The 16,140-nt window shown below is 65.6% G+C and carries 18 protein-coding genes; 1 reads left to right on the top strand and 17 read right to left on the bottom strand.

Annotated elements, in window-relative coordinates; translation table 11 throughout:
* Nucleotides 1-58 precede the first annotated feature (58 nt).
* The 4 genes from fliA to flhA all read right to left on the bottom strand — a co-directional run bounded on the left by fliA (nucleotide 59) and on the right by flhA (nucleotide 5,181).
* Complete coding sequence (gene fliA, locus CFE50_RS15685) at nucleotides 59-799, bottom strand: RNA polymerase sigma factor FliA (RefSeq protein WP_027597968.1); 741 nt, start codon at nucleotides 797-799, stop codon at nucleotides 59-61.
* Entirely contained in the window at nucleotides 796-1,626 is an 831-nt protein-coding gene (fleN, locus tag CFE50_RS15680) for a flagellar synthesis regulator FleN (RefSeq protein WP_017642087.1), read from the bottom strand. Before fleN ends, fliA begins: the two co-directional genes overlap by 4 nt.
* 92 nt (nucleotides 1,627-1,718) lie before the next feature.
* Complete coding sequence (gene flhF, locus CFE50_RS15675; RefSeq protein ID WP_241809558.1) at nucleotides 1,719-3,044, bottom strand: flagellar biosynthesis GTPase FlhF; 1,326 nt, start codon at nucleotides 3,042-3,044, stop codon at nucleotides 1,719-1,721.
* Between the two features lie 10 nt (nucleotides 3,045-3,054).
* On the bottom strand, nucleotides 3,055-5,181 hold the full coding sequence (gene flhA, locus CFE50_RS15670; RefSeq protein ID WP_027601690.1) for a flagellar biosynthesis protein FlhA: 2,127 nt from the start codon (nucleotides 5,179-5,181) through the stop codon (nucleotides 3,055-3,057).
* 225 nt (nucleotides 5,182-5,406) lie between these two features.
* Between flhA and sodC the strand changes: the two genes are divergently transcribed.
* Nucleotides 5,407-5,934: a superoxide dismutase [Cu-Zn] SodC gene (gene sodC / locus CFE50_RS15665; RefSeq protein ID WP_241809557.1), complete on the top strand. Its 528-nt coding sequence runs from the start codon at nucleotides 5,407-5,409 to the stop codon at nucleotides 5,932-5,934.
* Here sodC and flhB read toward each other — a convergent pair.
* The 13 genes from flhB to fliH all read right to left on the bottom strand — a co-directional run bounded on the left by flhB (nucleotide 5,927) and on the right by fliH (nucleotide 16,101).
* On the bottom strand, nucleotides 5,927-7,075 hold the full coding sequence (gene flhB, locus CFE50_RS15660; protein WP_007160371.1) for a flagellar biosynthesis protein FlhB: 1,149 nt from the start codon (nucleotides 7,073-7,075) through the stop codon (nucleotides 5,927-5,929). The genes sodC and flhB overlap by 8 nt on opposite strands.
* 154 nt (nucleotides 7,076-7,229) lie before the next feature.
* The gene (gene fliR, locus CFE50_RS15655; RefSeq protein WP_241809555.1) at nucleotides 7,230-8,006 is read right to left on the bottom strand and encodes a flagellar biosynthetic protein FliR; all 777 of its coding nucleotides are present in this window, start codon (nucleotides 8,004-8,006) and stop codon (nucleotides 7,230-7,232) included.
* Between the two features lie 3 nt (nucleotides 8,007-8,009).
* The gene (fliQ, locus tag CFE50_RS15650; protein WP_027597972.1) at nucleotides 8,010-8,279 is read right to left on the bottom strand and encodes a flagellar biosynthesis protein FliQ; all 270 of its coding nucleotides are present in this window, start codon (nucleotides 8,277-8,279) and stop codon (nucleotides 8,010-8,012) included.
* Nucleotides 8,280-8,307: 28 nt separating this feature from the next.
* Nucleotides 8,308-9,105, bottom strand: coding sequence for a flagellar type III secretion system pore protein FliP (gene fliP / locus CFE50_RS15645; protein WP_007160374.1), 798 nt, complete (start codon nucleotides 9,103-9,105; stop codon nucleotides 8,308-8,310).
* Nucleotides 9,102-9,515 (bottom strand): flagellar biosynthetic protein FliO, encoded by a 414-nt coding sequence (gene fliO, locus CFE50_RS15640; RefSeq protein WP_241809553.1) that lies wholly within the window; start codon nucleotides 9,513-9,515, stop codon nucleotides 9,102-9,104. Before fliO ends, fliP begins: the two co-directional genes overlap by 4 nt.
* A gap of 3 nt (nucleotides 9,516-9,518) precedes the next feature.
* The gene (gene fliN / locus CFE50_RS15635; protein WP_007160376.1) at nucleotides 9,519-9,974 is read right to left on the bottom strand and encodes a flagellar motor switch protein FliN; all 456 of its coding nucleotides are present in this window, start codon (nucleotides 9,972-9,974) and stop codon (nucleotides 9,519-9,521) included.
* A gap of 56 nt (nucleotides 9,975-10,030) precedes the next feature.
* On the bottom strand, nucleotides 10,031-11,002 hold the full coding sequence (gene fliM, locus CFE50_RS15630; protein WP_007160377.1) for a flagellar motor switch protein FliM: 972 nt from the start codon (nucleotides 11,000-11,002) through the stop codon (nucleotides 10,031-10,033).
* 8 nt (nucleotides 11,003-11,010) lie between these two features.
* Nucleotides 11,011-11,532 carry a flagellar basal body-associated protein FliL gene (fliL, locus tag CFE50_RS15625; protein WP_027597975.1) on the bottom strand — a complete coding sequence of 174 codons (522 nt, stop codon included), beginning with the start codon at nucleotides 11,530-11,532 and terminating at the stop codon, nucleotides 11,011-11,013.
* A gap of 119 nt (nucleotides 11,533-11,651) precedes the next feature.
* On the bottom strand, nucleotides 11,652-13,055 hold the full coding sequence (locus CFE50_RS15620; RefSeq protein WP_286734777.1) for a flagellar hook-length control protein FliK: 1,404 nt from the start codon (nucleotides 13,053-13,055) through the stop codon (nucleotides 11,652-11,654).
* Nucleotides 13,056-13,132: 77 nt separating this feature from the next.
* Nucleotides 13,133-13,489: an Hpt domain-containing protein gene (locus CFE50_RS15615; protein WP_007160380.1), complete on the bottom strand. Its 357-nt coding sequence runs from the start codon at nucleotides 13,487-13,489 to the stop codon at nucleotides 13,133-13,135.
* A 46-nt stretch (nucleotides 13,490-13,535) separates the two neighbouring features.
* Nucleotides 13,536-13,979: a flagellar export protein FliJ gene (gene fliJ / locus CFE50_RS15610; protein WP_144959474.1), complete on the bottom strand. Its 444-nt coding sequence runs from the start codon at nucleotides 13,977-13,979 to the stop codon at nucleotides 13,536-13,538.
* A 6-nt stretch (nucleotides 13,980-13,985) separates the two neighbouring features.
* The gene (gene fliI / locus CFE50_RS15605) at nucleotides 13,986-15,332 is read right to left on the bottom strand and encodes a flagellar protein export ATPase FliI (RefSeq protein ID WP_027601688.1); all 1,347 of its coding nucleotides are present in this window, start codon (nucleotides 15,330-15,332) and stop codon (nucleotides 13,986-13,988) included.
* Nucleotides 15,322-16,101 carry a flagellar assembly protein FliH gene (gene fliH / locus CFE50_RS15600; RefSeq protein WP_027597980.1) on the bottom strand — a complete coding sequence of 260 codons (780 nt, stop codon included), beginning with the start codon at nucleotides 16,099-16,101 and terminating at the stop codon, nucleotides 15,322-15,324. Before fliH ends, fliI begins: the two co-directional genes overlap by 11 nt.
* Nucleotides 16,102-16,140: the final 39 nt, after the last annotated feature.

The following is a 16,140-nucleotide window of genomic DNA, read 5'->3' as shown; positions in this document are numbered from 1 at the left end:
TCCGCACACACGCCATGAGGCGCGTCTAAGCAATCGTAGTAGCCTGAGTACCAGCCGGTTAACGCGAACGCCATTCCGCCAGCCGCGCCCGCAGGCGTGCCGCGCATTGACTGTGAAGTTGGCAGACGCGTGACTCGCTCACGCCCAGCACCTCGCCGATTTCCTTGAGGTTGAGTTCCTCGTCGTAATACAGCGAGAGCACCAGACGTTCACGCTCCGGGAGATTGGCGATGGCGTCGGCCAGGGCCTTGCGGAAGCGCTCGTCCTCCAGACCGCGACCGGGTTCGAGTTCATGCGAACCGCTCTCCTCGAGCCCATGCTCACCACCCTCCATGAGGTCGTCGAAACTGAACAGGCGACTCCCCATGGTGTCGCCAAGGATGCCGTAGTACTCATCCAGACTCAATTTAAGTTCGGCCGCGACTTCGGAATCTTTAGCATCGCGACCGGTGCGCGCTTCCACCGCGCGAATGGCGTCGGTGACCATGCGCGTGTTGCGGTGCACCGAGCGCGGTGCCCAGTCGCCCTTGCGGACCTCGTCGAGCATGGCGCCGCGGATGCGGATGCCGGCGTAGGTCTCGAAGCTGGCGCCCTTGCCGGCGTCATATTTGCGCGAGGCCTCCAGCAGGCCGATCATGCCGGCCTGCATCAGGTCCTCGACCTGCACGCTGGCCGGCAGTCGCGCCAGGAGGTGGTAGGCGATGCGTTTCACCAACGGCGCATAGCGGTTGATGAGTTGCTCCTGCTGGGTACGTTCCGAGGTTTTGCTGTACATGCGAAGCCCGCTGGATGCTGTCATGCGTGGGTACCGATGGCTGGTTGCACAAGGCGCTCGACAAAGAACTCGAGATGGCCGCGCGGATTGGCGGGCAACGGCCAGCCATCGACTTTCTGAGCTACCGCACGAAAGGCCAGCGAGGCCTTGGCACGCGGAAAGGCTTCGAACACGGGGCGCTGTTTCTGCACGGCTTTGCGCACCGCCTCGTCGAACGGAATGGCGCCCACATACTGCAGGGCGACATCCAGGAATCTGTCGGTCACCTTGGTCAGCTTAGCAAAGAGATTGCGACCTTCCTGGGGCGTCAGCGCCATGTTCGCCAGGACCCGGAAACGGGTGACGCCATGGTCGCGATTGAGCAGCTTGATCAGGGCGTAGGCATCGGTGATGGAGGTGGGCTCGTCGCACACCACCACCAGGACTTCCTGGGCCGCGCGAACGAAGCTAACCACCTGGTCGCCGATGCCGGCCGCGGTATCGACGATGAGCACGTCGAGGTTTTCGCTGATGTCGCTGAAGGCCTGGATCAGACCGGCGTGCTGGGCCGGGGTCAGATTGACCATCGCCTGGGTGCCCGAGGCCGCCGGGACGATGCGGATGCCACCCGGGCCGTGCAGCAGCACGTCGCGCAGCTCGCACTCGCCGGAGATGACGTCGGCCAGGGTGCGCTTGGGCGACAGGCCGAGCAGAACGTCGATGTTGGCAAGGCCCAGGTCGGCGTCGAGCAGCATGACGCGCCGCCCGATATCGGCCAGGGCCAAGGCCAGGTTGACCGACACGTTGGTCTTGCCGACACCGCCTTTACCGCCCGTGACCGCTATGACTTGGACGGGATGCATGCTACCCATTGCCTGATACCTTTGATTGAAATCCGTCACACTTTAGACCAAGTGCATTTGGCGTGCCCAGGCATGCGATGCACCACGACCGTTCGTCTGCGCTAACCGGCGCGGCGGGCATTGCTCTGATACAGGCCGGCAAGCATGCCCGCCATGGTTTCTTCGCTCGGCTCCTCGGGTGCCTGCAGGCTCACCGCGCGGCTCACGAGCTGGTGGCTGCGGGCCGGATGCAGGTCGTCCGGGATGCGCGGGCCGTCGGCGATGTAGGCCACCGGCAGGCGCTGGCTGATGGCCAGGCCCAGGGCTTCGCCGAGACTGGCGGCTTCGTCCAGCTTGGTCAGCACGCAGCCGCTCAGGCCGCAGCGCCGATAGCTGTGGTAGGCCGCCTTGAGCACCTGGCTCTGGCTGGTGACGCCCAATACCAGATAATTGCGAATTTTCAGCTGGCGGTTGGCCAGGGCTTCGAGCTGCACCTTGAGCGCCGGATCATTGGCGGGCATGCCCGCGGTGTCGATCAGCACCAGGCGCTTGCGTGCCAGGGGTGCCAGCGCCTGGGCCAGGGACTGGCCCGGGTCGACCAGGGTCACCGGCACGTCGAGGATGCGGCCGAGGGTCTTGATCTGCTCCTGGGCACCGATGCGGAAGCTGTCCATGCTGACCAGCGCCAGACTCTGGGGACCGTACTTGAGCACGTAGCTGGCGGCGAGCTTGGCCAGGGTGGTGGTCTTGCCCATGCCGGCCGGACCGACGAAGGCGACGACACCGCCCTCCTCCAGAATCTTGGCGTCGGTGGTCTTGGCCAGCTGGGCGAAGTTGGCCAGCAGCATGCGCCAGGCATGGCGCGGGTCCTGAATCTTGGCGACGCTGTCGAGCAGGTGGCGGGCCAGATCGGCCGGCAGGCCCATGCGCTGCAGACGACGCCAGAGGCCGGCCTGCTGCGGACGGGTGGACTGCACCTGGGTCCAGGCCATGGAGCCGAGCTGGACTTCCAGCAGTTCACGCAGGCCGCTGAGTTCGCTGCGCATGGCGTCCAGGGCGCGACGGTCTTCCGGTGCGGCGCTGGCGGCAGGGGCGGCGGCCGGCTGGGAGGCACGCGGCGGGGCGATCACCGGCTCGCGACGGCTGTCGGCGGCGCTGATGGCGCCGAGCAGCTGCTTGTCCTTGGGTGCAGCCGAGGGCACGCCCGGCGCGCGGATGCTGAGGTCGGCATGGGCCTGGGCGATCTTCGCATGGGTCTTGCGCAACTCCGCCTGCAGCTCCGCGTTGGGCGCGGCCGGTGCCGGAGCCTGGTAGTCCAGCGCCGCGGTCAGCTCGACACCACCGGCGACCCGGCGGTTGCTGAGGATGGCGGCATCCGGGCCCAGCTCGTCGCGTACCAGCTTCATGGCTTGACGCATATCGGCGGCGAAGAAACGTTTGACTTGCATGATCTAGACCTCAGCCATTCTGGCCAACGGTAGCGACGATGGTGACCTGCTTGTTGTCCGGAATTTCCTGGTAGGCCAGTACACTCATGTTCGGTGCCGCCATCCGTGCGAAGCGGGACATCATCCCGCGGATCGCACCGGCTACCAGCAGCACCACTGGCTTACCCATCATTTCCTGACGCTGCGCTGCCTCGATGAGGGAACGCTGCAGTTTTTCAGCCATGCCAGGCTCGAGGAACATGCCGTCCTCGGCGCCTTGACCGGCCTTCTGCATACTACTTAGCAACATCTGTTCCAACCTTGGCTCAAGGGTGATAACAGGCAGCTCAGGCTCCATTCCAACGATGTTCTGGACGATTGCGCGGGACAAGGCGACCCGCACGGCACCGGCGATGGCGGCGGGATCTTGACTCCGTGGACCGACGTTGGCGATGGCTTCGGCGATGGTACGGATGTCGCGGACCGGGACCTGCTCCTGCAGCAGCTGCTGGAGGATCTTGAGCAGGGTCGACAGGGAGACGATGCCGGGCACCAGCTCCTCGGCCAGCTTGGGCGAACTCTTGGCCAGCACCTGGAGCAATTGCTGGACTTCCTCGTGGCCGATCAGCTCGTGGGCGTGCTTGAAGAGCACCTGGTTGAGGTGGGTGGCGACCACGGTGCTGGCGTCGACCACGGTGTAGCCGAGGGACTGGGCCTGGTCGCGCTGGGTGACATCGATCCAGACCGCCTCCAGACCGAATGCCGGATCCTTGGCGGCAACGCCGTTGAGGGAGCCATAGACCTGACCGGGGTTGATGGCCAGTTCGCGGTCGGGATAGATCTCGGCCTCGGCCACGCTGACGCCCATCAAAGTCAGACGATAGGCATTGGGCAGCAGGTCCAGGTTGTCGCGGATGTGGACCGACGGCATGAGGAAACCGAGGTCCTGGGACAGCTTCTTGCGCACGCCCTTGATCCGCGCCAGCAACTGGCCACCCTGGTTGCGATCGACCATGGGGATCAGCCGGTAGCCGACTTCCAAACCGACCATGTCCACCGGGGTGACGTCGTCCCAGCCCAGCTCCTTGGCCTCGGCCGGACGCTGCACGGGAGCCAGGTCCTGCTGCTTCTTGGCTTCGACCTCGGCGGTCTGCTTGGCCTGGCGCTGACGCTTGTAGATCAGCCAGGCACCGGCGGCGGCGGCGCCGCCCAGGCCGAGGAACGGCAGGTGCGGCATGCCCGGGACCAGGCCCATGGCAATGATGATGAAGGCCGAGACCGCCAGCGCCTTGGGCGAGGCGAACATCTGACGATTGACCTGCTGGCCCATGTCTTCGGCGGAGGACACCCGGGTGACCATGATGGCCGCGGCGACCGACAGCAGCAGCGAGGGAACCTGGGCGACCAGGCCGTCACCGATGGTCAGCAGGGCGTAGATGCGCGCCGCTTCGCCGAACGGCAGACCGTGCTGGGCCATGCCGATGGCCATGCCGCCGATGAGGTTGATGAAGAGGATCAGCAGACCGGCGACGGCGTCACCGCGGACGAATTTGCTGGCACCGTCCATGGAACCGTAGAAGTCGGCTTCCTGGCCCACTTCGGTCCGGCGCTTCTTGGCTTCGGCCTGGTCGATGATGCCGGCGTTCAGGTCGGCGTCGATGGCCATCTGCTTGCCGGGCATGGCGTCCAGGGTGAAACGCGCCGACACCTCGGAGATGCGGCCGGCACCCTTGGTCACCACCACGAAGTTGATGATCATGAGGATGGCGAACACCACCGCACCGACCACGTAGTTGCCGCCGACCACCACCTCGCCGAAGGCCTGGATGACCTTGCCCGCGGCGTCGTGACCGTCCTGGCCATGCAGCAGCACCACGCGGCTCGAGGCCACGTTGAGCGCCAGGCGCAGCAGGGTCGACACCAGCAGGATGGTCGGGAAGACCGCGAAATCCAGGGGCCGCAGGGCGTAGACGCTGACCAGCAGGACCACGATCGACAGGGCGATGTTGAAGGTGAACAGCACGTCCAGCAGGAACGGCGGCATGGGCAGCGTCATCATGGCGAGCATCGCCAGGACGGCCAGCGGCACGCCCAGGTTGCCGCGAGCCAGACCGCGCATGTTGCCCATCATCATGGATTTGTCGACTTTCACACCCATTCCTCGCTTGCCGGTGCCGTCGTCACGGAAAGTTGACGCAGCGCACTGTTCGCAGGGGCTTGAGCAAGCTCCGGGCCAACTGCTCAAGACCTTGAATCAGCGAGGTTTTCCGAGGGGTGATACAGGACTGGTTACGGATCGCCGGACGCGTCGGCTGAACCGTGGGCGGAAGCCATGAGTCTGTCTAGGGACCCGCGCTAGCGCGCCTATCCGAGGAACATCGCCATGAAAATCTGGACCGCGACGCTGTTGGCCACCTGCCTGGTCGGTACCGCCCAGGCAGCCGAATCCCTGACGATCCCGCTGAACAAGGTCACGACCGATGGGGTGGGCGAAAGCGTCGGCAACGTGCAGGTGACCCGCTCCAAGTACGGCCTGGTCTTCACGCCGGATCTCAAGGGCCTGGAGCCCGGCATCCATGGCTTCCACGTCCACACCAAGCCCAACTGCGGCGCGGCCGAGGTGAATGGCACCCTGACCGCCGGCGGCGCGGCGGGCGGCCATCTGGATCCGCGCAACACCGGCAAGCACAGCGCGCCCTGGTCGGACGACGGCCATTTGGGCGAATTGCCGGCGCTCTATGTGACCGCCGACGGTCAGGCCACCCAGCCGGTGCTGGCGCCCCGCCTGAAGCGCCTGGAAGAGCTCAAGGGCCATGCGCTGATGGTGCATGCCGGTGGCGACAATTACTCCGACCAGCCCAAGCCGCTGGGCGGTGGCGGCGCACGCGTCGCTTGCGGCGTCATCAAGTAGGCGCCTTCCCCTCCTCATCCCGCCGCAGATCCGGCGGGATGGGCAGATCGGACAACTTGGGCTTGCGCCCGCGTCCGGCCCGGAATTGCCTGAGCTGATAGACATAGGCCAGGACCTGGGCCACGGCCACATAGAGTCCGGCCGGAATCTCCTGATCCACCTCGGTGGAGAAATACACCGCCCGCGCCAGCCCTGGCGATTCCAGCAGCGAGACCTGGTGCTCCTGGGCGATCTCGCGGATCTTCAGCGCGGTGAAATCGCTGCCCTTGGCCACCAGCACCGGCGCCCCGCCCTTGGCCGCGTCGTACTTGAGCGCCACGGCGAAGTGGGTCGGGTTGGTGATGACCACATCGGCATTGGGCACCTCGGCCATCATCCGACGCTGGGCCATCTGCCGCTGCATCTGGCGGATCTTGCCCTTGACCTCGGGCTTGCCCTCGGCGTCCTTGTATTCGTCCTTGATCTCCTGCTTGGTCATCATCAGCTTCTTGCGATTACTGAAGATCTGGAAGGGCACGTCCACCGCGGCGATGATCAGCAGCCCCAGGGCCAGCAGCAGGGTGGCATGCCCCACCACCTGCATGCTGTGCAGCAGCGCCTGCTCGGTCGGCAGCTTGGCGATCTGCAGCAGCGCCGTGCGCTCGCTCATCAGCACCAGCACCGACACGCCGAGGATGATGAAGAACTTGCCCAGGGCCTTGAGCAATTCCACCAGGGAATTCTTGGAAAACATCCGGGCGATGCCGGACATGGGATTCATCCGGCTCGGCTTGGGCGCCAGCATCTTGCCGGAAAACAGGAAGCCGCCCAGGGCGATATGGCCAACGATGGCAGCGATCACCACCAAGGCGATCATCGGCAGCATCCCGATCATCGCCGCCTTGCCCGAGGCCAGCAGGAAGGTGCCCATGAAGCGTTCGTCCATGACCTCCTCGCGCCGCAGGGAGAAGTTGCTGCGCATCACCTCCAGCAGCTTGCCGCCCAGGAAGGCGCCATACATCAGCAGGCCGCCGACCCCCGAAAGCATGACCGCCACCGTGCCGAGTTCGCGTGATCGCGGGAGCTGCCCCTCCTCCCGGGAATCACGCTTGCGTTTCTCTGTGGGGTCTTCTGTACGGTCTTCGCCATCGGATTCAGCCATGCGATAGCCCTCCTAGGTTCTGTACGAAAAGTCGCCGAGCGAAGGTCAGGCGAGGCGAAAAAGGCTGAGGAAGCGGAGTTTACGACCGGTAAATGAGCATTCCGAAGCCTTTTCCAACGAAGCATCACCGAGCGCAGGCATTTTCGTACAGAACCTAGCGGGCTCGGGCGAGTTCGCGCAGCCACTGCAGCGCCTCGCTGGCGAGACTTTCATAGTGGGAGAGGATGTCGGCGGTGCCCAGCCAGACGATGACCATGCCCAGCACCACGATCAGCGGCATGCCGACGGAAAAGATGTTCAGCTGCGGCGCGGCGCGGGTCATGATGCCAAAGGCGATGTTGACCACCAGCAGCGCGGTGATGGCCGGCAGCACCAGCAGGATGCCGGCGCCCATGACCCAGCCCAGTCGCCCGGCGACCTGCCAGAAGTGTTCGACGCTCAGGGTATCGCCCACCGGCAGGGTGACGAAGCTTTCCGCGAGGATCTCGAACACCACCAGATGGCCGTTCATGGCCAGGAACAGCAGCGTCACCAGCATGGTGAAGAACTGGCCCATGACCGGGGCCGAGGCGCCGTTGACCGGGTCGATCATGGACGCGAAGCTCAGGCCCGCCTGGGTCGAGATGATCTGCCCCGCCACCACGAAGACATGGAAGAACAGCTGCAGGCTGAACCCCATCACCGCGCCGATGAGGATCTGCTCGACGATCAGCGGCAGCGCCTGGGGACTGATGGCGTCCACCTGCGGCATCGGCGGCAGGGTCGGCACCAGCACCAGGCTCAGGGCCAGGGCCAGGTACAGGCGCACCCGCACCGGGACCAGGGTGGTGCCGATGATCGGCATGGTCATCAGCAGCGCGGCGATGCGAAACAGCGGAAACAGGAAGCTGCCGACCCAGCCGCCGATCTGGGCGTCGCTGAGGGCGAGCATGGGTTAGCCGATCAGCCGCGGGATGTTGGCGACCGAGGTCTGGATGAACTCCATCAGCTGCCGGACCATCCAGGGCCCCAGCACGATCAGCGTCAACAGGGTGACGATCAGCCGCGGCAGAAAGCTCAGGGTCTGCTCGTTGATCTGGGTCGCCGCCTGGAAGACCGCCACGATCAGACCGACGATCAGACTCGGCACCACCAGCACCGCCACCAGCAGCGCGGTAAGCCAGAGACCCTGGCGGAACAGATCGACGGCGACTTCAGGGGTCATTTCGCTTCTCCACGCGAAGGGGGCACCGCTAGACGGTGCCGAAGCTGCTGGCCAGGGTACCCATGATCAGCGCCCAGCCATCCACCAGCACGAACAGCATCAGCTTGAACGGCAGGGAGATGATCATCGGCGACAGCATCATCATGCCCATGGCCATGAGCACGCTGGCGATCACCAGGTCGATGACCAGGAAGGGAATGAAGATCATGAAGCCAATCTGGAAGGCGGTCTTGAGTTCGGAGGTGACAAAGGCCGGCACCAGGATCGACAGGGGCGCCTGGTCGGCGCTGGGAATGTCGGTGCGCTTGGACAGCCGCATGAACAGGTCCAGGTCCGATTGCCGGGTCTGCCCCAGCATGAAGTCCTTCATCGGCACCTGCGCCCGGGCGATGGCGTCCTGGGCACTGAGTTGTTCGTTCAGATAGGGCTGCACGGCGGTGGTGTTGATGCGATCGAACACCGGCGCCATGATGAACAGCGAGAGAAACAGTGCCATGCCCACCAGCACCTGGTTGGACGGCGTGGTCTGCAGGCCCAGCGCCTGGCGCAGGATGGCGAAGACGATGACGATGCGGGTGAAGCTGGTCATCAGCATGACGAACGCCGGGATGAAGCTCAGCGCCGTCATGATCAGCAGGATCTGCAGGCTGACCGAATACTCCTGCTGCCCCTGGCCATTGGTGCTCAGGGTGATGGCCGGGATCGACAGCGGATTGGCCTGACCGGCCTGCTGCGCCAGCGCCAGGGGCGCGAACAGCAGCACGGCCAGGCCCAGCAGCCAGCCCAGGGTGCGCCCGAGGTTGGCCGGGAGACGCGAAGAGATCATGGTTTCGCCTTGGGATCGCGGCTGATGAGTTCCAGCAGGCGCTGGGCGAATTCCGGCGCCGGCGCTTCCGTCTCGCCCGCTCGCACCGGCTCGCGCAGGCTGTGCAGCGGCGTGATCCGTCCGCCGGCGACGCCGATCAGCAACTGCTCCTGGCCAACCTGAACCAGCACCAGCCGCTCGCGCGGGCCCAGGTGCTGGGTGGAGATGACCTTGATCACCTGCTGGCCGCGTGGACCCTGCTGCTGCACCCGGCGCACCAGCCAGGCCAGGCCGAGAATCAGCGCGATCACCAGCAGCAGACCGAGCAGCAACTGGCCGACCTGCGCCCCCACATCCAGCCCCGGCGAGGTGGCTTCGGCGGCACGCGCGGTCAGGGGCAGGAGACCCAGCGGCAGGAGCAGACTCTTCATGGATCACCGCAGCTTCTTGATACGTTCCGTGGGGCTGATGACGTCGGTCAGGCGGATCCCGAACTTCTCGTTCACCACCACCACTTCACCATGGGCGATCAGCGTACCATTCACCAGCACGTCCAGCGGCTCGCCAGCCAGACGGTCGAGCTCGATGACCGAGCCCTGGTTGAGTTGCAGCAGGTTGCGGATGGAGATGTCGGTATGGCCGACCTCCATGGAGATGGTCACCGGGATGTCCAGGATCACATCCAGGTTGGGCCCTTCCATGCCGCTCACTGCCAAACCCCCACTGCTCTGACCAAATTCTTCCACCGGCGCCTTGGGCGGCTTGGGGGCTTCGACCTGGGTACCCTGGGCCATCAGGGCGTCGATGTCGTCCTGACTGGCGTCTCCGGCTTCGGCCAGGGCCGCGGCCCACTCGTCCGCCAGGGCTTGTTCTTCGGGGTTGTCTGCCATCGTCTGGGTCTCGTGCTACGCCGGGCCCGGGCCCGGACGGAAAAAACGGTTGTCGCTCAGCGGCCGCGGCTGACCGGTTCGAGAATCTGCAGGGCCAGATTGCCCTTGCGCGCGCCCATCTTGACCTTGAAGGTGGGCATGCCATTGGCGCGCATGAGCATCTCCTCGGGCATTTCCACCGGAATAACATCGCCGGGCTGCATGTTGAGGATATCGCGGAGTTTGAGTTGGCGCCGGACAACCGTCGCCTCCAGGGGCACGCGCACATCGAGCAGGTCCTCGCGCAGGGCCTTGACCCAGCGTTCATCCTGGTCGTCCACGTCCGACTGGAAGCCGGCGTCGAGCATCTCGCGGATCGGCTCGATCATCGAATAGGGCATGGTCACGTGCAATTCGCCGCCCCCACCATCCAGTTCGATGTTGAAGGTGCTCACCACCACCACTTCGCTGGGGCTGACGATGTTGGCCAGCGCCGGGTTGACCTCGGAGTTCATGTACTCGAACTGGCAGTCGAGCATGGCGCCCCAGGCTTCCTTGAGATCGATGAAGCACTGGTCGAGCACCATGCGCACCACGCGCAACTCGGTGGGGGTGAATTCGCGGCCTTCGATCTTGGCGTGACGCCCGTCGCCGCCAAAGAAGTTGTCCACCAGCTTGAATACCAGGCGAGCGTCGAGGATGAACAGCGCGGTACCGCGCAGGGGTTTCATCTTGACCATGTTGAGGCTGGTGGGCACGTACAGCGAGTGGATGTACTCGCCGAACTTGGTGACCTGCACCCCACCCACGGAAACGTCCGCCGAGCGCCGCAGCAGGTTGAACATGCTGACCCGGGTATAGCGGGCGAAGCGTTCGTTGATCATCTCCAGGGTCGGCATGCGTCCGCGGACGATGCGATCCTGGCTGGTGAGGTCATAGCCCTTGATGGTGCCCGGCTCGGCATCGGTCTCGGTCTCGACGATGCCATCGTCGACCCCGTGCAGCAGGGCATCGATTTCATCCTGAGAGAGCAGATCTTGCACGGCCATGGCGTTACCTATTGCAGGACGAGATTGGTGAACAATACCTGTTCGATGGCGGTCTGGCCGGTCAGTTTCTTCGCCAGCTCCTGAACCTTGCTGGTGGCCTGCTGGCGCAGCATCTCCTTGCCCACCGGCGTCAGCAGGCTATTGAAGTCCTGCCCGGAAAACAGCATCACCAGTTGGTTGCGGACCTGCGGCAGTTGCGCCTTGAGCGCATCCATCTGCGCCTGGTCGCGCCCCATCAGGGTCACCGTGACCTGCATGTAGCGCTGGCGACCGTCGGCGTTGTAGTTGACCACGAAGGCCGGCACCAGCGCCTGGTAGACCGCGGCCAGATGCACCGGTGCCGCCGGAGCGGCCGGCGCGGCGTGCTCGGGCTCGGCGCTCTTCTTGCCGAGCAGGAACCAGGTCGCCCCCACCGAGGCGCCGATGACCAGCAGCAGGGCCACGACGATGATGATGATGAGTTTGAGCTTGCCCTTGCCCTTGCCTTCCGCGGCTGCGCCCTCTGCCGCGGGCGCCTGCTTCTTCGCCATAAGTGTTCGACCGAATCCTGTGCGGCTCGTCACCCCTGTTGGGTGACGCAGCTAACCTATTGATACGAAGGGGATATAGCAGGTGCGGCCCAGGCTGTCACCTGGGAGCCGTTGGCCTGTCAGGCGTAGTAATCGACCAGACTGCGCGCGGCGAGGGTCGCCGAGCCGCGGGTTTCGGCGACGTTCGCCACCGCTTCGTCCGCGCCATCCCCTGCGACACCCCCGCGACCCCGACGCGAGCCCTCGTGCTGAGCGCCCTGCTGGGACTGCTGCCAGGCCTGGCCGGACGACTGGTCGGAGACGTTGACGTTGGCCAGGTTCATGCCCTGCTGGGCGAAGAGCTCCCGCAGACGCTGACTGCCGTTGTCCAGCGCCTCGCGCACGTCGGCGTGGGGACTGGCGAAGGTGACCTGGGTCTGGTCCTGGGTCATGTCGATGCGCACCTCCAGCTTGCCCAGTTGCGCTGGCTCCATCTGGATGTCGGCGGTCTTGAGATTCTGGCTGGACATCCACATGACCTTGTCGACCACCGCCTCGCTGAAGTTGCCGGCCTGGGGACTGAGCGGCTGGCCCGGCACGGTAGCGGTGACCGGACGAGCGGTCTGCGCCGGACTGCTGAGCGCCTGCGACAGGGCGGTGAGCTTGTCGGCGAAGGCATCGGTCTTGCTCGGGGCCGCCGCGTCCTGACCATCGCCCTTGTCCAGGGTCGCGGCCAGGGCCGCACTGGCTGCCTGATCCGCTGCCTGAGCGGGTGTACCATCCGCCGGCAACAGCCGTTGCAGCTGGGTGGCCGCCAGGTTGTTGGCGTTAGTGGCCGCCTTGGCGGCGTCACCCTGGACCTGGGGCACCTGGCCCAGCAGCTGTGCCAGACCATCGTCTGCCGTCTGCTGCTCGCCGGGCTTGGCCGGGGTGGCCGTGGCGCCCGTGCCGATACCCGGGGTGGTCGTCTGGGCTACGGTTGCCACGGCAGCGCCCAGCAGCGCCGCCGGATCCAGGGCCTGGGCAGTGGCGGTGGCTGCGGCGTCCGCGGCCGTCCCGGTCGGCAACTGAGGCGTTGTTACAGGCGTGGCTACCGGCTGCGGGAACTGGCCGGTCATGCCGAACATGAACAGCGGATCCAGGACTGCGTCCACCGGCGCCTTGGCGTCTTCGCCCTGGGCCACCGGCAAGGTCTTGCCGCTGTCGTCGGCGGTGGTTGCCGACGGCGCGTCGCTCTTGGCGGTGCTGTCGGCCTCGGGCTTGGCGTCCGCGGTGCGGTCATCATCGCCCGCGCGTTTCAACCGGTCATCCCCATCACGGGCACGCCCGGATTCGCTCTTGCGCGCCTGGCTGGGGGCCTTGCTGTCGCTGGTGTCACGCGGCTTTTCGCTGCGCTCCGGCTTACGCGGCTGCTCCTGGGCAAAGACATCGGCGAAGCGCTCCTGCGCGGCCGGGCGATCCTGGGAAGGGGTCTTGGCCGCCGCCCGGCCGGTGCTGGCTGGCGAGGTGGCGGTGTTCAGAAGGAAATCGGGTACGACGGCCATGGAGGACTCCGAAGGACGGGGTTTTCGGATCACTAGCAAGTTGCGCGCCAGCCCTAAACGTCAGCGCTTTGACGAGCTCAGCCGGCGTAGCGTTGCCGCTCGACCTTGAACAGGATGCGAACGATGGCGAATTCGCGCTCCATGGCGGACACCCCCATGGCCAGCTCGGCGGTGGTCGCCCGACGCCGCGCGCCCTCTTCCACGGCCCGACACAGCTCCGCCAGCGGTGCGGCCCCCATGTTGCCGGCACTGCCCTTGAAGCTGTGCGCCAGCTGGCGGACCTGCTCGGCATCGCCACCGATCACGCTGCGCTTGAGTTCGGCGATACGTTCTTCGCAATCGACCAGAAAGGTTTCGATGAGGTCGACGTACTCCTCCTCCATGCAGTCGCGCAGGGCGGCGAGCGTTTCCGGATCGAGGTGGGAGGAAAACATCGGCATTCTCACTGGCTAAGACGGGGGACGAGGGGCAAGGCCCGGCCTAGATATAGGTCGAGCGCGCCCGCTGGGCGTATTCGTCCATCTGTTTCTGTTCGCGCTTGTCCTCGACCAGGCGCTGCTCCTGGCGATAGCGCTCGACCAGCTTGCGCAGGCCTTCGAGGCGAGCATAGCGCTCCTGCCACTGGGTGCGGGCCTTGGCCACCACGTCGCGGTGCCACTGGGCGTTGCGCTCCTGCTGGCCGATCGCCTCTTCCAGCTGGCTGAGAAAGCGCTGATAGCCGATCAGCCACTGGCCGGTGACGCCGCGGCTGCCATTGGCCACCAGGCGCTGCTGGTAATCCTCGCGATAGCGCTGCAATTCGCCCAGCTTGAACTCCGCCTGGGCCAGCTGCTGCTGGCACTGCCCCAGGCGCTGGGCCGCGTCACGCTCGTCGCGCTCGCTCATCTCCACCACCGGGCCCAGACGTTCGGCTCTGCCTTTCATGATCTATCAGCCTCCCAACACGGCTTGGAGATTGGCGGCGCTCTGCTCCAGCGATTCGCTCTCGCGCAGCCCCTGGCGCAGGAAATGCTGCATGGGGGCGTAGCGGGCGATCGCCAGATCGGTTTCGGCATTTCCGCCGGGCACATAGGCACCGACGCTGAGCAGGTCCTTGGCCTGCTGATAGAGCGACCAGAGCTGCTTGACGCGCTGAGCGTTGCGCAGGTGCTCCGGGCTGACCACCTGGGGCATGACCCGGCTGATGGAGGCCTCGATGTCGATCGCCGGATAGTGGCCTTCCTCGGCCAGGCGCCGCGACAGCACGAAGTGGCCATCCAGCACGCCCCGCGCCGAGTCGGCGATGGGATCCTGCTGATCGTCGCCTTCCGAGAGCACAGTATAAAACGCCGTGATCGAACCCCCACCTTTTTCTGCATTGCCGGCCCGCTCCACCAGCCGCGGCAGCTTGGCGAACACCGACGGCGGATAGCCCTTGGTCGCCGGCGGCTCGCCGATGGCCAGGGCGATCTCCCGCTGCGCCTGGGCATAGCGGGTCAGGGAATCCATCAGCAGGAGCACGTTCTTGCCCTTGTCGCGAAAGTATTCGGCGATGCGGGTGCAGTACATGGCCGCGCGCAGGCGCAGCAGGGGCGCATCGTCCGCCGGCGAGGCCACGACCACCGCCCGCTTGATGCCCTCCTCGCCCAGGATGTGCTCGATGAATTCCTTCACCTCGCGGCCCCGTTCGCCGATCAGCCCGACCACGATGATTTCGGCCTTGGTCAGCCGCGTCATCATGCCGAGCAGCACGCTCTTGCCCACGCCGGTGCCGGCGAACAGGCCGAGACGCTGGCCGCGACCCACCGTCAACAAACCGTTGATGCTGCGGATGCCGACGTCCAGGGGCTCGCTGATGGGCTCGCGCTTGAGCGGGTTGATGGTGGGGCCGTCCATCGGCACCCAGTCTTCGGCACGCATGCGGCCCTTGCCGTCCAAGGCATTGCCCAAGCCATCCAGCACGCGACCGAGCATGGACATACCCATGGGCAGACGGCCGGTATCTGGCACCGGCACCACCCGGGCGCCGGGCGCGATACCGGCGAGGCTGCCCACCGGCATGAGAAAGGTCTTGTTGCCGTTGAAGCCCATCACCTCGGCCTCAACTTCCACCGGCTGGTAGCCACCGCCATTGATCAGCCGGCAGCGGCTGCCGACGGCGGCGCGCAGGCCCTCGGCTTCCAGGGTCAGGCCGACCATGCGCAACAGGCGGCCTTCGATCACCGGCTGCTGTTCGACTCGGATGGCTTCATCGTAACCGCCGAGGCGGCGTTCGAAACTCAGACGCTCAAGACGCATGAGGGGCATCCTCGATGTCGATGTGCAGATCGGCTTCCTGGGGCTGGGTCGCCTGGTGACGCTGCTGTTCGGCCAGCTGCGTCAGAGCCTGGGTCAGACGGGTCTCGATGCTGGCATCGATGACACTGCTCTCGGTCTCGATCCGGCAGCCGCCAGGCATCAGGGTCTCGTCCTCGAGGATGCGCCATTTCTCCTCGTGGCGATCACGCAGGGCCTTCATCAGCTCGAAGTCCTGGGGGCTGACCTGGATGCGGATGTTCTCGGCCCCCATGGGCAGCAGCTTCAACGCCGTGCGCACCACCTGACCCAGTTGACTGGAGTCTAGCGTGAGTTCGCGCTGGATGACTTCCCGGGTGATGTGCCGGACCAGCTGCACCATCCCGGCTTCCAGGGCCTGGTCCTGTTCGCCGATGGGATCGAGCAGATGGCTCATCAGGGTTTCCAGGCTGGCCAGCCGGGCGGTCAGCGCCGCCTCGGCTTCCTGGCGCGCCTTGAGCTGACCGGCGTGGTAGCCGTCGCGCTCGCCGGTGACGAAGCCTTCGTTGTAGGCCTCCTGGCGGATCGCCTCCAGCTCTTCGAGGGTGATCGGCTGGACCTCTTCGACCGGCACCTCTTCGATCTGCGGCTCCGGCTGGGGCTCGGGCTCTGCCGCCGCGGGCGCAGGGATCTCCTCGGGCTCGTCGAAACTGTCGAAGGCCGGCAGTCGCCAGACATCGAAGGCTTCCAGATCCCGCGCCCTGATCAGTTCGCTCGCCGCTTCTTTGCTCATTACCTGTCCGTCAGAAAACCGCTACTGAGCAGACATTAG

The sequence above is a fragment of the Pseudomonas sp. PGPPP4 genome (assembly GCF_002256045.1).
GTDB lineage: Bacteria > Pseudomonadota > Gammaproteobacteria > Pseudomonadales > Pseudomonadaceae > Chryseomonas > Chryseomonas oryzihabitans.
This window is presented reverse-complemented; position numbering and strand designations above follow the sequence as displayed.

What these genes read in the sequence shown, in the direction of transcription:
- fleN (WP_017642087.1), bottom strand. Translation starts at nt 1,626, where the DNA reads ATGGGTAGCATGCATCCCGTCCAAGTCATAGCGGTCACGGGCGGTAAA.
- flhB (WP_007160371.1), bottom strand. Translation starts at nt 7,075, where the DNA reads ATGGCTGAATCCGATGGCGAAGACCGTACAGAAGACCCCACAGAGAAA.
- sodC (WP_241809557.1), top strand. Translation starts at nt 5,407, where the DNA reads ATGAAAATCTGGACCGCGACGCTGTTGGCCACCTGCCTGGTCGGTACC.
- fliL (WP_027597975.1), bottom strand. Translation starts at nt 11,532, where the DNA reads ATGGCGAAGAAGCAGGCGCCCGCGGCAGAGGGCGCAGCCGCGGAAGGC.
- fliP (WP_007160374.1), bottom strand. Translation starts at nt 9,105, where the DNA reads ATGATCTCTTCGCGTCTCCCGGCCAACCTCGGGCGCACCCTGGGCTGG.
- flhF (WP_241809558.1), bottom strand. Translation starts at nt 3,044, where the DNA reads ATGCAAGTCAAACGTTTCTTCGCCGCCGATATGCGTCAAGCCATGAAG.
- fliJ (WP_144959474.1), bottom strand. Translation starts at nt 13,979, where the DNA reads ATGAAAGGCAGAGCCGAACGTCTGGGCCCGGTGGTGGAGATGAGCGAG.
- fliN (WP_007160376.1), bottom strand. Translation starts at nt 9,974, where the DNA reads ATGGCAGACAACCCCGAAGAACAAGCCCTGGCGGACGAGTGGGCCGCG.
- fliH (WP_027597980.1), bottom strand. Translation starts at nt 16,101, where the DNA reads ATGAGCAAAGAAGCGGCGAGCGAACTGATCAGGGCGCGGGATCTGGAA.
- CFE50_RS15615 (WP_007160380.1), bottom strand. Translation starts at nt 13,489, where the DNA reads ATGTTTTCCTCCCACCTCGATCCGGAAACGCTCGCCGCCCTGCGCGAC.
- fliI (WP_027601688.1), bottom strand. Translation starts at nt 15,332, where the DNA reads ATGCGTCTTGAGCGTCTGAGTTTCGAACGCCGCCTCGGCGGTTACGAT.
- fliR (WP_241809555.1), bottom strand. Translation starts at nt 8,006, where the DNA reads ATGCTCGCCCTCAGCGACGCCCAGATCGGCGGCTGGGTCGGCAGCTTC.
- fliM (WP_007160377.1), bottom strand. Translation starts at nt 11,002, where the DNA reads ATGGCCGTGCAAGATCTGCTCTCTCAGGATGAAATCGATGCCCTGCTG.
- fliA (WP_027597968.1), bottom strand. Translation starts at nt 799, where the DNA reads ATGACAGCATCCAGCGGGCTTCGCATGTACAGCAAAACCTCGGAACGT.
- fliQ (WP_027597972.1), bottom strand. Translation starts at nt 8,279, where the DNA reads ATGACCCCTGAAGTCGCCGTCGATCTGTTCCGCCAGGGTCTCTGGCTT.
- fliO (WP_241809553.1), bottom strand. Translation starts at nt 9,515, where the DNA reads ATGAAGAGTCTGCTCCTGCCGCTGGGTCTCCTGCCCCTGACCGCGCGT.
- CFE50_RS15620 (WP_286734777.1), bottom strand. Translation starts at nt 13,055, where the DNA reads ATGGCCGTCGTACCCGATTTCCTTCTGAACACCGCCACCTCGCCAGCC.
- flhA (WP_027601690.1), bottom strand. Translation starts at nt 5,181, where the DNA reads ATGGGTGTGAAAGTCGACAAATCCATGATGATGGGCAACATGCGCGGT.